Source organism: Micromonospora sp. HM134 (assembly GCF_007833915.1).
Classification (GTDB): domain Bacteria; phylum Actinomycetota; class Actinomycetes; order Mycobacteriales; family Micromonosporaceae; genus Micromonospora; species Micromonospora wenchangensis.
This window is the reverse complement of sequence record NZ_CP041061.1, coordinates 2,930,625-2,943,309: the sequence shown is the minus strand read 5'-3', so window position 1 is coordinate 2,943,309 and position 12,685 is coordinate 2,930,625. Positions and strand designations below refer to the sequence as shown.

Annotated in this window: 8 protein-coding genes, 2 tRNA genes and 1 pseudogene; 6 read left to right on the top strand and 5 right to left on the bottom strand. The window is 69.6% G+C overall.

Going from position 1 to position 12,685, the window contains the following annotated elements:
• The first annotated feature begins 46 nt into the window (after positions 1-46).
• From FJK98_RS12920 to FJK98_RS33990, 5 genes and pseudogenes are all read left to right on the top strand, one after another.
• Entirely contained in the window at positions 47-826 is a 780-nt protein-coding gene (locus FJK98_RS12920) for a cyclopropane-fatty-acyl-phospholipid synthase family protein (protein ID WP_240762799.1), read from the top strand.
• A 278-nt stretch (positions 827-1,104) separates the two neighbouring features.
• Entirely contained in the window at positions 1,105-2,517 is a 1,413-nt protein-coding gene (locus tag FJK98_RS12915; protein ID WP_145919225.1) for a hypothetical protein, read from the top strand.
• A gap of 18 nt (positions 2,518-2,535) precedes the next feature.
• Positions 2,536-2,607, top strand: a tRNA-Gln gene (locus tag FJK98_RS12910).
• A 10-nt stretch (positions 2,608-2,617) separates the two neighbouring features.
• Positions 2,618-2,689: transfer RNA gene (locus FJK98_RS12905), tRNA-Pro, on the top strand.
• Positions 2,690-2,796: 107 nt separating this feature from the next.
• A pseudogene (locus FJK98_RS33990) lies at positions 2,797-3,117 on the top strand (transposase); the annotation flags it as partial.
• A gap of 404 nt (positions 3,118-3,521) precedes the next feature.
• On the opposite strand, the gene FJK98_RS12895 reads toward FJK98_RS33990, so the two are convergent.
• Complete coding sequence (locus FJK98_RS12895) at positions 3,522-4,733, bottom strand: MFS transporter (RefSeq protein ID WP_145919224.1); 1,212 nt, start codon at positions 4,731-4,733, stop codon at positions 3,522-3,524.
• A 79-nt stretch (positions 4,734-4,812) separates the two neighbouring features.
• On the opposite strand from FJK98_RS12895, the gene FJK98_RS12890 reads away from it, so the two are divergent.
• Entirely contained in the window at positions 4,813-5,790 is a 978-nt protein-coding gene (locus FJK98_RS12890; protein ID WP_145919223.1) for a DUF5937 family protein, read from the top strand.
• Between the two features lie 132 nt (positions 5,791-5,922).
• Here FJK98_RS12890 and FJK98_RS33580 read toward each other — a convergent pair whose 3' ends face one another.
• The 4 genes from FJK98_RS33580 to FJK98_RS12865 all read right to left on the bottom strand — a co-directional run bounded on the left by FJK98_RS33580 (position 5,923) and on the right by FJK98_RS12865 (position 12,668).
• Positions 5,923-8,397: a zinc-binding dehydrogenase gene (locus FJK98_RS33580; RefSeq protein WP_205789433.1), complete on the bottom strand. Its 2,475-nt coding sequence runs from the start codon at positions 8,395-8,397 to the stop codon at positions 5,923-5,925.
• Between the two features lie 76 nt (positions 8,398-8,473).
• Positions 8,474-9,745, bottom strand: a complete 1,272-nt coding sequence (locus tag FJK98_RS12875; protein WP_145919222.1) for an MFS transporter — start codon at positions 9,743-9,745, stop codon at positions 8,474-8,476.
• 374 nt (positions 9,746-10,119) lie between these two features.
• A complete protein-coding gene (locus FJK98_RS12870; RefSeq protein WP_145919221.1) occupies positions 10,120-11,571 on the bottom strand; it encodes an isochorismate synthase MenF in 1,452 nt (483 codons plus the stop codon).
• A 2-nt stretch (positions 11,572-11,573) separates the two neighbouring features.
• Positions 11,574-12,668, bottom strand: a complete 1,095-nt coding sequence (locus FJK98_RS12865) for an AMP-binding protein (RefSeq protein WP_145919220.1) — start codon at positions 12,666-12,668, stop codon at positions 11,574-11,576.
• Between the last annotated feature and the right edge of the window lie 17 nt (positions 12,669-12,685).

The window sequence follows — 12,685 nt, the reverse complement described above, 5'->3', positions numbered from 1 at the left end:
TGCTCCCATGCCATGCCGCTGGCCGTGCGTGCCGTGGTGAATCCGGGTGCGGGTGTCGGTCGGACTCGTGTTGACTTTGACGGTGGATCGTCAGCGGCTCAGCAGCATCGCGCACTCGCACCACCCGATCGCGGCTCCGGTCTCCGGTGTCACCCTCAACCGCCTCCTGCGCCGAGCGGACCGGCAACCCGCGGCTCGCATCCTCGACCTCGGCTGCGGAGAGGGGGCCTGGACGCTGCAGGCCCTGACGCACTACCCCGAGGGGCACGCGGACGGCGTGGACGTCAGCCGGTACGCCCTCGAACGCGCCGCGAGCGCTGCCGTCGAACGAGGCCTCGCCGACCGGCTCACGCTGCACGAGCGCGACGCCCGCACGTACGCGCCCGACGGCGACTACGACCTGGTGCTGTGCGTCGGATCGACCCACGTGTTCGGCGGCTTCGCCGAGACGCTGGAGTCGGCCGGCCGGCAGGTGAACGCCGACGGCATCCTGATGGTCGGTGAGGGATTCTGGCAGGTCCCACCGACTCCGGATGCACTCGCCGCGCTCGATGCGCGGCCGGAGGAGTTCACCGACCTCCCCGGCCTGATCGACGCAGCTGAACAGGCCGGCTGGACGCCGGTGTACGCCCATGTCAGCGACGCCGCCGAGTGGGACGACTACGAATGGTCGTGGAGCGGCTCGCTCACTGAATGGGCGCTGAACAACCCCGGCCATCCGGACGCTGCCGAGGTACTTACCGTCGCCCGAAGGCACCGCGATCAGTGGTTGCGCGGGTACCGCAACGTTCTCGGCTTCGCGACACTGGTGCTCCGCCACATCTGATCGCGGTGCATCTCACTCTCATGCCGCAATCCGCGCGCCCGGTGAGTGTCCGTTTGTGCCGATGATCGCGTGGTAGCGGAGGTGTTGAGGGACAACGAGGAGATCGGGTTCAACGACGTGGCACACAGCACCTCGTCGCACGATGTCCGGTAGGGGTCGCGTACCACCTCCACGGTAGAGACCGGTTGGGATCTGATGATGAGCATTCCGCCGTGCGGTGCCAGGGGCGGTGGTGAATCGGATTGCTTGGGTCGCGTCGTGCCTGCCAGGATGCCGCCATGTCGATCGCCGAGACCTCTGCTGAGGATGCCCTGGTCGCGCTGCACACGTCGCTCGATGAGCGGCGCCGGCCGGAGGAGGTTGCGCATCTCGTGCTGCGGGTGGTGGGCGGCCAGTTGGGGCTTCGCGACCGGATGACGGTGGGGCGGGCGGCTCGCGGGGCATCACGCTGGAACGGGTGGAGTTCGATGTCGGCGGACTTCGCCCGGCCGGTCGGTGGTGCCCGTCAGGTCGACGCCGCAACGCGGCTGTTCGATCTGACGCCCGGCGGCGTCGACCCGGACGATCCCGTCTCGCTGCTTGAATTCTCGTCCCGCCTGAGCGAATCCCTGGGTGCCGTCGATCCGGCCCGGCTGGACTTCCTGCGTGACCGGTTGAACCGGGAGGGCCGGGTGACGGCGGGGATCGAGCTGTCGAAGCGGCAGTACAACCGGCGATTCCGGGTGACCCAGCGACTGTCGGCGAAAGCCGACAGGTTGGCGGTCGAGCAGACCAAGCGGCAGTTGACCATGGTCGCGCGGGCAGGATTCGCCGCGAGCATCGAGCGGGATGCGTTTCTGGCTGATCCGTGGGCGGGTTGCTTCGTGGCGTATCTGACTGCCAAGCGGAAGCTGCGGCGGGAGTTCACCCTGTCGGGGCGGGACAACCCGTACGACGACATCGCCGACCTGTTGTTCAAGCACTGCACCGCCAACCCGGCGACGGACTGGTGGATGATCGCCCAGGCCCATCCGACGCCGGCTGTGCTCGCCCGGCTGACCGAGGCACAGCGCGGTGAGCTGCTGGGCCGGTGGTGGACAACGATGCGCCAGGTCGCGGCGTTGCTCAAGCGGGTATGGACGGCCAGTGAGTTCGACCAGGCCACCATGATCGTGAGGCGGGGTAACGACTCGTCGACGTGGAACCTTCTGTGCGGCGCGTACAACGCCGCGCGGGCGGCCTGGATCGCGGCGCTCGACGCCGCCGACAGCCTCGGACTGCTGCAGGCGTCCTGCCCGGGCAAGGCGATGATGCTGATCGCGGCGGACCTGGCGGCATGGCACCGGTCGACCGGCGGCGGCCTGCACCCCGACGTGGGCGTATGGGCTCGGCTACCGCTGCCGTGGGACGTGCTCGACGGCACCACCGCCTGCACCCGTGCGGATGTCGAGGCAGCATGCGCCGATGGCGGCGTCGACCCGGTCACGTCCGGTTGGACAGGTCCCAGGACACCCGCAGCAACCGGGCGCTTCCGCCCCACGCCCGAGTTGGTGCACGGGGTATCGATCGTGGACCCGCTGTGGGCATCGATGCTCCGTGCCGGTGGAGCGTTCTCCGGAAAGATGATCAAGAGCGGCCTGGAGCACACGCTGATCCCGGGTGACGTCGTGGTCAGCGAGCTGCCGGAACGGGATGGACACGTCAAGCCGTGATAGGGCAGCATGATCACGCTCGTCGTAGCTCAGTGGTAGAGCGCCCGGCTCTGGTCCGGGTGGACGCTGGTTCGAGCCCAGCCGACGGGGCCCGTGGAGATCCGTTGTAGCTCAGCGGTAGAGCACCCGGCTAGGGACCGGGAGGACGCCGGTTCGAGCCCGGTCAACGGATCCCCCGATCTGCCGTCTGAGTTGATGACATCAACTGCGAGGCGTACTCCCGGTGTCGTGGTACAACGTCAGGTGTCACAGTGCCCCTGACATCGGCCAGTTGCGCCAGTGCGTGTTTCCCGGGAGGGTCGGCTGGTAGTGGGAGGGGTTGGCAGTGGCCAGCACCTCGCTGATCTGCTGGTAGAGACCTCCCGGGGTTTGCTGGTGGCTTGCCTGCGGGCGACCGGCCGCCAGATCTACGCGATCAACCCGGTCGCGGTCGCTCGTTACCGAGACCGATACACCGCCTCACGCACCAAGTCCGACCACGTCGACGCGATGGTCCTGGCCAACATTCTGCGCACCGACATGGCCGTGCACCGGCCGCTGCCCAACGACTCCGAACTCGGCCAGGCGATCGCAGTTCTCGCCCGTGCCCAACAAGACGCCGTATGGGATCGAACCCAAGCCCACAACAAACTGCGCTCACTGCTGCGCGAGTACTACCCGACGTTCATACTGGCCTTCCGCGACGCCCGCGGCGGGATCACCCGCCCCGAAGCCCGCGCCGTGATCGCCACAGCGCCCACCCCCACCCAGGCAGCGACACTGACCCCAGACAACCTCGCCGACGCCATACGACGAGCCGGCCGCCAACGAGGCGTCACCGCCGAAGCTGACCGACTGCACCAGGCCCTGGCCACCGCAACCCTGCACCAGCCACCCCTGGTCGAACAGGCCATGGGACGACAAGCCCTGGCCCTACTGCGCGCCTTGGACACCGCCTGCCTCAACGCCGAAGACCTGGCCACGGCCTCGGCGTCAAACGTCGGACCGGCCGGTGAGATATCCAATCAGTCAGCCGCCGCGACGACGGCTTCCGCCTTTGCCGCATCGGCCGTGCGCCGTTCGATGGCCGGGCCCATGGCGAGAACCCCCAACGGGGCGACGACACCCGCCGCCGCGCAGAACCACCAGAGGACAGCGGATCCCGCGTGCGCGTAGACAGCGGTGCCCACGGTCAGGGCGACGAACCGGGAAGTGCCCCACAACCACTGAAAGGCGCCCTGGTAGCGGCCTCGGGCATGGTCGGGGGCGATGCTCTGGATCGTCGCCGAGTGGATGCCGCCGATGGCCGCCTCGCCCAGCGACCACACCGCGACGCTCGCACCGTAGCTCCACAGGCTGTTGGCCACGCCGGTGAGCGCGACGCCGACAGCGATTAGCCCGGCTGCGAAGACGTAGACGACGAGCGGACGAAACTCGTCCAGCACCGTGGCGGCGATGGGCTGCACGATGACGACCAGGACCGCGTTGAGCGTAAACATCAGTCCCAGTACCTTGGGTGAGAGGCCGTCGTCGCGGATCGCCAATGGCAGGCCGGCCTCGGTTAGGGAGTAGATCGCCAGGGTGATGCCGAACAATGGCAGCAGCGCACGCATGAGCGGGTCGCGCAGTACCACGCTGTAACCGCTGCGCACGACGGTACTGGGTGCCGTGTACCCCTTTCCGGCGGGGAGCAGGGTCGCGGCGATGACGGCGAACAGGACGGAGGAGACGCCGTCGACCACGAATAGCAGCCAGTAGCCCTGCTCGGCGAGGAAGCCACCGAGGACGCCGGCACCGGCGCTGCCGATGTTGACCGCCCAGTAGACCAGCGAGAAGGCGTTGCGGCGGCGTTCGGGAACGACGGACTCCGCGAGGAGCGCATTGGCGGCGGGGCTGACCATCGTGCCGCAGACGCTCAGCGCGGCGGCTCCGAAGGCCAAGGTCACGAGATTGGGTGCCACGAAGAGTAGGCCGTGCGAGGCGGCCGTGCCCAACAACCCAGTGATCATCGTGGAGCGGCGGCCCCAGTGGTCGGCGAGCATCCCGCTGAGCAGCGGGCCGACCAGGTTGCCGATGCCCAGGGCACCCAGCACGTAGGTGACCTCGGACGTGCTGACGTCCCGTGCGCCGAGGTAGTAGACCAGGAAGGGCACTACCATGAAGCCCAGACGGTTCACTATCGTTCCGCTGAAGATGATCCAGGCAGTGCGCGGCAGGCCCCGGTACGAGGAGAACATGGCCGCATGATGCGCGGCCCGGGAAAGCCCGACAACTGATTCAGCGATGACTGAATGCGGGGGGTCCACACTGGCTGAGGTGGAGCTCTCGGCGAGTGACCTGGCACGGATGCGTTTCTCCCTCTCGCCCATGTGGGAGGTCGTGACCAGTTTCCGGTTGCTGCGATCCGCCCGTCCGACCGTCGGGCATCTGCCCTGGATCGGGCAGGTGCGACCTCGCCTCACGACGGCCGGGTTGGATCGCGGCTGGCTCACCGCGCTCGTTCCCCCGAGCGGCTATTTTCCCGACTTCCTCAATCCCGTTCCGGCCGGGCACGCGCCCTCGCTGGGAGATGAGTTGGACGCGGTGCGGGGCAGTGCGACCGTCGCTGTGCAGCGGGACCTGGACCACCTGGCACGACACCTGGGCGGCGCCTCGAGGCGAGTGCGGTCTCTGCGGGCCGATCCGGAGGGACTGCTCCCCGAACTCGCAGCCGAGATCGAGAGGTACTGGGAGTTGGCGCTCGCACCCTACTGGCAGCGGATACGCACCGTGCTGGAGGCCGATGTCTTCCACCGGGCCCGCCAGGTCGCCGAGTTCGGCGCGGAGGCCCTGTTCAATGGGCTGCATGCCAAGATTAGCTGGCAGGACAACACCCTGCGGCTGGTCCGCCGCGCGCAGACCCTGCGCGGCGCGACCAAGGGTGCCGGGCTGCTGCTCATCCCCTCCGTCTTTGCCGGGCCGGGCGTGCTCACTGTGGTGCGTGACGCCGAGCCGCTGCAACTGGCCTACCCCTCGCGCGGCGTGGGCGTTCTGTGGGAGCGACCCACTCCTTCCCGATCCGTCGCGGTCGCCGCGGTGCTCGGTCGCTCGCGTACCCTGCTGCTCACCGAACTCCAGTCACCTGCCTCCACCGCCGAGTTGGCTCGGCGCACCGGCCTCTCGCCCGCCGGGGTATCCCAGTTCCTCACCGCCATGCGGGACGCCGGACTGGTGAGCGCGCACCGCGCTGGCCGCTCCGTGCTGTACGCGCGCACCTCGATTGCCGACGCGCTGCTCGGGACACCGCCCGGCTGAGCGGCCCGAAGGAGGTCACCCGGTACGGGTCCCGAGCCTGCTCTCAGGGCTGGCCGCGCGATGGCGACCGCCAGTCGCCGAAGCCGGTCTTGTCGATCGTCGAGTATGGCCACCGATCGTCTACAGCATCGGCTAGAGGCGGACGACGACCTTGCCGGTGGCGTCTCCGCGGGCGATGCGCTCCAGCCCGTCCGGGATCAGCCGGTCCAGGGTGACGACCTCATCGAGCGCCGTCGTGGCGATCTCCGGGTGGTCGGTGAGCAGCGCCAACGCCTCGGGGAGGTCTTGATCGCAGATGTGCACCTTCGAGGTGTCAAGCATGACCTCCTCCAGCACCAGTCGGGTCAGGTCGAGCGGCGAGGGATCGCGGTGCAGACCGACCAGCCGTAGGTGCCCGCCCCGGCACACCGCGTTCACCGCGGTCGCCAGGCCGGCCGGGGCGCCCGAGGCCTCGATCACCACGTCTGCGCCGTGTCCGCCCGTCACCGCCCGGATCACGGCGCTCGCATCCTCGTGCGAGGCGTCGATCAGCAGTCCCGCACCGGCACGGCGGCCGGTTTCCAGTCGGGCGGCCGAGACGTCGACACCGACCGTCCGTACGCCACGGGCCGCGCAGGCGGCGACCGCGAGCGACCCGATGCTGCCCAGGCCGATTACCACCACGGTCTGGTCTGGATCGGGAGTGATGTCGCGGACCGCCCGCAGCGCCACCGCCAGCGGCTGTGCCATGATCGCGATGTCGGGGTCGAGGTCGCCCACCGAACGGCTGATCCGGGCGGGAACGTTGACCCGCTCGGCGAGACCGCCGTCGACGTGCAGTCCGAGAGTGTAGTAGCGCCCACAGATGTTCGTCCGCCCGCGTACGCACCAGCGGCAGTCTCCGCAGGAGACGCCGGAGCCGGGGACGACCATGTCGCCAGGGGCGAAGGTGTCCACCCCGGGTCCGGTCGCGACGACCTCGCCGACCATCTCGTGGCCGATGACCAAGGGGCCATGGTGTCCACTCGCGAAGTGCGGCCGGGTGAGCGGAATGAGGTGGGGACCGGAGGTGAACTCCTCGACGTCCGTGCCGCAGATGCCGGCCCGCACCACGGCGAGTTGGATCTCGCCGGGCCCAGGGGCAGGAGGCGCCGGCCATTCCTGGACTCGGACGTCGCCCCTGCCGTGGAACACCGCGGCCTTCATGACGGTGGCCGTTCCCCAAAGCCGCCGACGGCTCACTTCCGGAGCGGCACCGGCGAGGGGCGCCGGTGTCTCGTGCAGTAGCGCTCCGATGTGGGCGCCGTTGGCGAGGCTCACCACGGCGTCGCCGGCCGCCGAGGGAAGTGCCCGCACGCTGCCTCCCATGAAGCCGTCGACACCCGTGGCGATCCCCCAGACGGGACGGAATCGGTCCACGCCGCCGCCCGGGATGGGGACAGTCTCCAGCACGTGCCGCACCCGTCGTTGCAGTACGTGGGGGCTGTCCAGCGCGGCGAGCAGCAGAGCGCGCCATGCCTCGGGGGTAAGGTCGTCGGCCCAGCCGAGCACGACGCCCTTGCCGCCGAACAGCGACGTCGGCTTGAGAACCAGGTCCTCGGCGTGCGACAGGGCGTACTCGACGAGGTCCACTCGATCGCCGTTCTCCAGTGTCACCTCCTCGCGACGCACTCGCCGGGTCCACGGCAGGATGCGGTCGAGGCTCGCGACGACCTCGGGAGTGAACAGGTGCCGGTTGCTTTCCTCCGAGAGCAGCGACAGCGCCCCCTTGCTCGCGTAGGCGGCGGTGTCGAGCGGCGTGAAGATCTTCACCTCGCCCCGGCGGGCGGCCTCGAAGACGGCAGTGGTCAGCCGGGAGGCGTCCGGGCCGACGACGTCGCGGATGAGGAAGGTCCGCACGATGATGTCAACGGGCCGCCCCGCGAGCCGTACGCGGCCGTCGCGCACCTCTAGCTGACCAAGGTGGCAGGGGACGGCGTCGAGTCCCAACTCGCGCCAACGCCCGCAAAGCTGCGTCAGGTATGGCAGCTCGTCCGGAAAGGCCGAGGGCCATTCGGTGAGCGCGACGACCGGGTGGTCCCCGGCCGAGAAACCGGTCTCGGTCAGGATGTTGTGGACCTGCCCGCGCAGGGAGTCGACGAAGGTCAGCCCGTATCGCTCGGCGAACCGGGCGAGGACGGGAACCGTCAGGAGTTCCCGACAGACGTCGACGTTGTCCATCCCGCCTATCGCGCTGCCGATGTTGAATTCGAGAAGCTTGAAGCCGGTGCCATCGCAGACCAGGTCGGCCCGGCTCTGCCGGGTCAGCCGCTCCCCGCGGTTCTGCATGACCGCCGCGACCTGTGGTTCGGTGAGTCCGACCGCCCGCGCGAAGGCGGCGAAGTCCCCGCCGAAGAGCTTCCTGGGGAGGCTCTCCAGCGCCGTGAGTAGGTTGTCCAGGTCGGCGGTCAGCCGGGTTAGTTCCGCATCGCCCAGGAAGACGGGGCGGGCGAGCCACCTGCCCAGGCCACTCGGCTTGCCACTGTTGACGATCTTGTTGTGGGGCAGGCCGGCGAGGAGTTCCTCGGCCGGTGTCCCGGCGGCCTCCAGCTCCGCCAGGTAGGTCTCGGTCAGCGTGACGCGGTCCATGTCGGGTCTCCTGACGGTGAGGTGGCGGGCTGGTGGCCCGCATCATGACTCCGTGTCCGGTATTGGTGATGCTCGGTCAGGTGGCGGCGGTGAGGGTGGCTTTCCCGGGCACGGGCGGGGGGACGAAGGCGACTGCCTCGACGGGCAGCCGCCGCTCGACGCTTACCAGGAGCAGCGCACCGCCTGCCGCGGTGCCCGCCACCAGCAGCCACGGCAGGCGGCCGTCGATGGTGAGCAGGGAGGTGAACACCATCGGACCCAGGGCGTACGCCAGTGACCAGGACATCTGGTATGTGGCGAGGTACCGGCCCCGCAACCGCTGCGGCGCTGCGAACTGTGACAGCGCTTCTGAGGAGGGGCTGTACACCATCTCACCGATCGTCATCACGAGTACGGTGCCCAGTAGCCCAGCGAGCAGGAGGGGTACGCCGTGCGGTCGAACGATGCCGAGTCCTGCCTGGGCGAGGAAGGCCAGCGCGAAGAGCACGGCACCAGCAGCGGCGGCCCGCGGACGGCTGGAGAAGCAGCGCCGGGCGAGGGTGGCGACGGGGACACCGAGAGTCGCGCACAGCACCGTGTTGAGGAGGAAGGCGCTGCCAACGAGCCCTTCGGGCAGGTCGAGCCAGCCTGTCGCATACAGCGGGAGGAGCGAGGTGAGGGCCGAGAAGCCGAGGGCGACGAGCAGGTTGGCACAGACGAGGCCGAGAAAGGGCCGGTCCTCGACGACGGTCCGGTAACCGCCGCCACGGGCACGGACGGTCGCCGGGTTCCGGGGTGGTGCCGGCGGTGTGCGGGAGGCGAGGAAGCCCGCGGCGAGGAAGCTCGCCCCGTTGAGCCACGCCGTCACCATGTAGCCGGCATCGCCCGCCGTGGCGATGACGATCGAGGCGATCAGGGTGCCCGCACCGAGACCAGCGTTGCTCAGGCTACGGCTGAGCGCGAGCAGGCGGTCTCGGTCAGTGCCGTCGGCGAGCTCGGCGAGCCGGGCGTTCTGGGCTGGCCGGAAGGCGCGGGTCCCCACCGAGGTGAACAGCGCGACGAGGACGAACACTGGCAGGGACCGGGCGAGCGGGAAGCAGGCGAAGCTGAGCCCCCGTATCACATACAGGGCGATCTGCGTGGGGCGGGCACCGACGCGGTCCACCACGATGCCCACCACGGGAACGACGGCGATGGCGATCAGGCCCGTGGCGGTGAGCACCAGCCCGATCAACGGCAGCGGCAGGCCCGTCACGTGAAGGAAGAACACTAGGCTGAAGGGGACGTACATACCGGAGCCGATCGCGTCCACGGCGATGCCGGAGACCAGGGCGCGTTCGCCCGGGAACCGGGGGCGGAAGAAGGACATGCGTCTCCCAAGCACGGGCCGACTCACCGCCGACGCCGTGGGTTCGATCAAATGGGGGCGGGCAGCTCGTCGGTGCCGTGCAGAGTCGGGGGTCGTTCGGGCGTCGCGGTCACGGGAGAATCTCCTTCCGTAACGATTGGGCCGGGTGCAAGGCGTCACGCAGCGCGGTACCGGGATCCGTAGCCGCCGGCAGGTCGACGACGCGACCGGCGACGAGAGCACGGCGAGCATGCATCAGGTCCCTGGACGGTCCACAGTGCGGCGAACATGCGAGCCGGCCAGCCCGCCACCGGCGATGTTCTCCAGGCTCAAGGTGCCACTATTCCGCAGGGCTGTCGGTGCGGGCAGGTGGCCGGGCCCGGGCGTCGGGTCGGTCAGTCGATGCCGAGGGCGGTGCGCATGGGGCGCAGCTTGGCGCACGTCTCGGCGTACTCCACCTCGGGGTCGGAGTCGGCCACGAGGCCACAGCCCGCGTACAACAGGGCTGTGTCGCCCCGCACCAGCGCGGAACGGATGGCTACGGCGAACTCCCCGTTGCCGTCTCCGTCGGCCCAGCCGACCCCGCCGGCATACCATCCGCGGTCGAAGCCCTCGTTGCGGGTGAGCCACGCCAACGCCTCGGCGCGGGGGTGGCCGCCGAGCGCGGGTGTCGGGTGCAGACGTGCCGCGAGGTCGAGGACGCCTTCCGCTGAACCCTCGACCAGCCGTCCCCGCACCGGCGTCGACAGATGCTGGACATGGGCGAGTTTGAGTACCTGCGGCTCGGCCTCGACCGTGACCCGGGTGCACGATTCGGTGAGCGCTTCGCTGAGCATCCGCACCACGACGTCGTGCTCGTGTCGAAGTTTGGCGCTGCCGGACAACTCGGCCTCAAGTTCCCGGTCCTCGGCAGGGGTGGCGCCACGCGGGGTGGTGCCGGCCAGGCCGAGCGCGTGTACCTCCCGATCCTCGACCCGAACCAGGTACTCGGGTGTCGCGCCGAGGAAGGTCGTGTCGCCGTGGCCGAGGGCGAAGACCGTCGTACCGGCATGGGTCTCCCGCATCCGATGCACCGCTGCCGGGATGTCGAGCTCTCGGTCGGCGGTGACGTCCACCCGCCGGGCGAGTACCACCTTCTCGAAGTCGCCCGCGCGGATCCGGGCAGTGGCGCGGCGGACCAGATCCTTCCACTCCTCGGCGGCGGGGGTCTCGATGGTCGTGCGAGTCCGGGGGGTGGGGGGACGTCCGTTCGTGTGATGAGCGCCGAAACACTGTTCGACCCGAAGCGTGAGTACCGTGGCGAGCAGTTCGGGGTCGTCGCTGCCGTCGACGAGCGCATTGAGCCGTAGTTCCGCCGGTGTGCCCGCCGTGTCCCGGGCGGTGTGACGCACCTGCATCAACGGCACCCAGAGCAGGGCATCGGGCAGAATACCGTATGTGCCGTCCGTTTCGCCTCCAAAGGCGAAACCGCCGAGGGCGAGCGGCCCCCTCCCCGGCCCGGTCGGACCCGCCCTGATCGTCTCGTGTACCAGCTCCGACCAAGCGGAGCGGACTGCGGCGATCCGGCCGGCACCGGTGCCGCGCAGGTCGTGGGCGCTGCCGAAGGCGAGGACCGTGCTGCCGTCCCATGCCGACTGCCAGTACAGGGAGCGGCCGGTGCGGGTACGGGCTGCGGCCCACGTCGCGAAGGGGTCAGTGAGGGGGTACGGGTGGGCCCAACTGACCAGGGCGTGCCGGCCGGTGACCCGGGCTCGTTCGACGCTGGCGCGGCAGGCGTCCACGAGCATGCTGCGCTCGGCCGGGCTGAGTGTCAGGCCGCCAGGGTTCGGCGCGACGTCCACGGCCATGGCTAGTACACCCCCTCGATGATGGCCTGTCCGCTGTCGCCAGCGTGTACCTGGACGTCGGCGAGCCCGTCCTGCGGATAGCGGGCGGTCGGGGCGACACGGACCAGCGAGTCGCGTTCCAGTGTCCAGGGCACCAGCAGGTCGCGGGAGAGTAGGCTGATGCGCGCCTGGCCCCGCTCGCCGTACCGGACCTGGTGGGTCGGCTGCTCGGGGTCGACGACCCTGACCCTGCTGTAGGGGTGGAAGGGGATGAAGATGCAGGGGTGGCTGTCGTCCGTCTTCCGGGGACGCTGCGGGGCGATGCCCATCATGGTGTTGCCGTAGAGCCCGACGACGGCCGCGTCGGGGAACACCTCTTCCTCGAAGGCGCGCAGAGTTTCCGGGCTCACGCTGGTGCCCGCCCACACGACGCCGCGTACCTTGCGCTGCACTAGGTCGAGAAGCGCCTCGTTGGCGCAGATCGCCTCCAGCACGGGTGGGGTGGCGAAGAGGACGGCGACGGGTTGGGTGCTGAGCACGTCCCGGGCCTGCGCGAGGATGTGCTGGACGTAGCGGCCGGCCTCTTCCCCCCTGCCCTGCTGGATGCACTTCTTGACCCAGCGGGGATCGAAGTCGATGTAGTGGCAGAACGCCGCGCGGAGTTGGGCGAGCAAACCCACGGATCGGCCTACGATGTGCGGCCCGGTGGGGCCGATGTGCAGCCAGTGTCCCTCGCTCCGGCCGGGTATGCCATGCGCGGCGAGAACCTCGCTGACCCAAGCGACGCCGTTGCGGCGGGAACGGGACTCGACGATGCGCTTGGGCGAGCCGGTGGTGCCGCCGCTGTCGAAGACCTGGAAGTCCCAGGGGTCGGCGAGGGTACCGGCCGGCACTAGGTCGTCAACCGTGACGGTGCGCCACTCCTCGCTCACATCGGGGAAGAGGTCGAGGTCGTCCCAGGTACGGACGTCTGTCAGGGGGTCGAAGCCGAGGTCGGCGGCGCGCTTGAGCCAGTATGGGGAGCCGGTCTCGGCGGAGAAGTGCCAGCTCATAGCGGCGGGCACGAGTTCGTCCGGACCGAGGTCCGCGGAGAACGGATCCTTGGGGTACGACAACATGCTGCGTCTCCAGTGGG

Coding starts and splice junctions, on each gene's coding strand:
- FJK98_RS12915 (WP_145919225.1), top strand. CDS start 1,105: ATGTCGATCGCCGAGACCTCTGCTGAGGATGCCCTGGTCGCGCTGCAC.
- FJK98_RS12895 (WP_145919224.1), bottom strand. CDS start 4,733: ATGTTCTCCTCGTACCGGGGCCTGCCGCGCACTGCCTGGATCATCTTC.
- FJK98_RS33580 (WP_205789433.1), bottom strand. CDS start 8,397: ATGGACCGCGTCACGCTGACCGAGACCTACCTGGCGGAGCTGGAGGCC.
- FJK98_RS12875 (WP_145919222.1), bottom strand. CDS start 9,745: ATGTCCTTCTTCCGCCCCCGGTTCCCGGGCGAACGCGCCCTGGTCTCC.
- FJK98_RS12870 (WP_145919221.1), bottom strand. CDS start 11,571: ATGGCCGTGGACGTCGCGCCGAACCCTGGCGGCCTGACACTCAGCCCG.
- FJK98_RS12865 (WP_145919220.1), bottom strand. CDS start 12,668: ATGTTGTCGTACCCCAAGGATCCGTTCTCCGCGGACCTCGGTCCGGAC.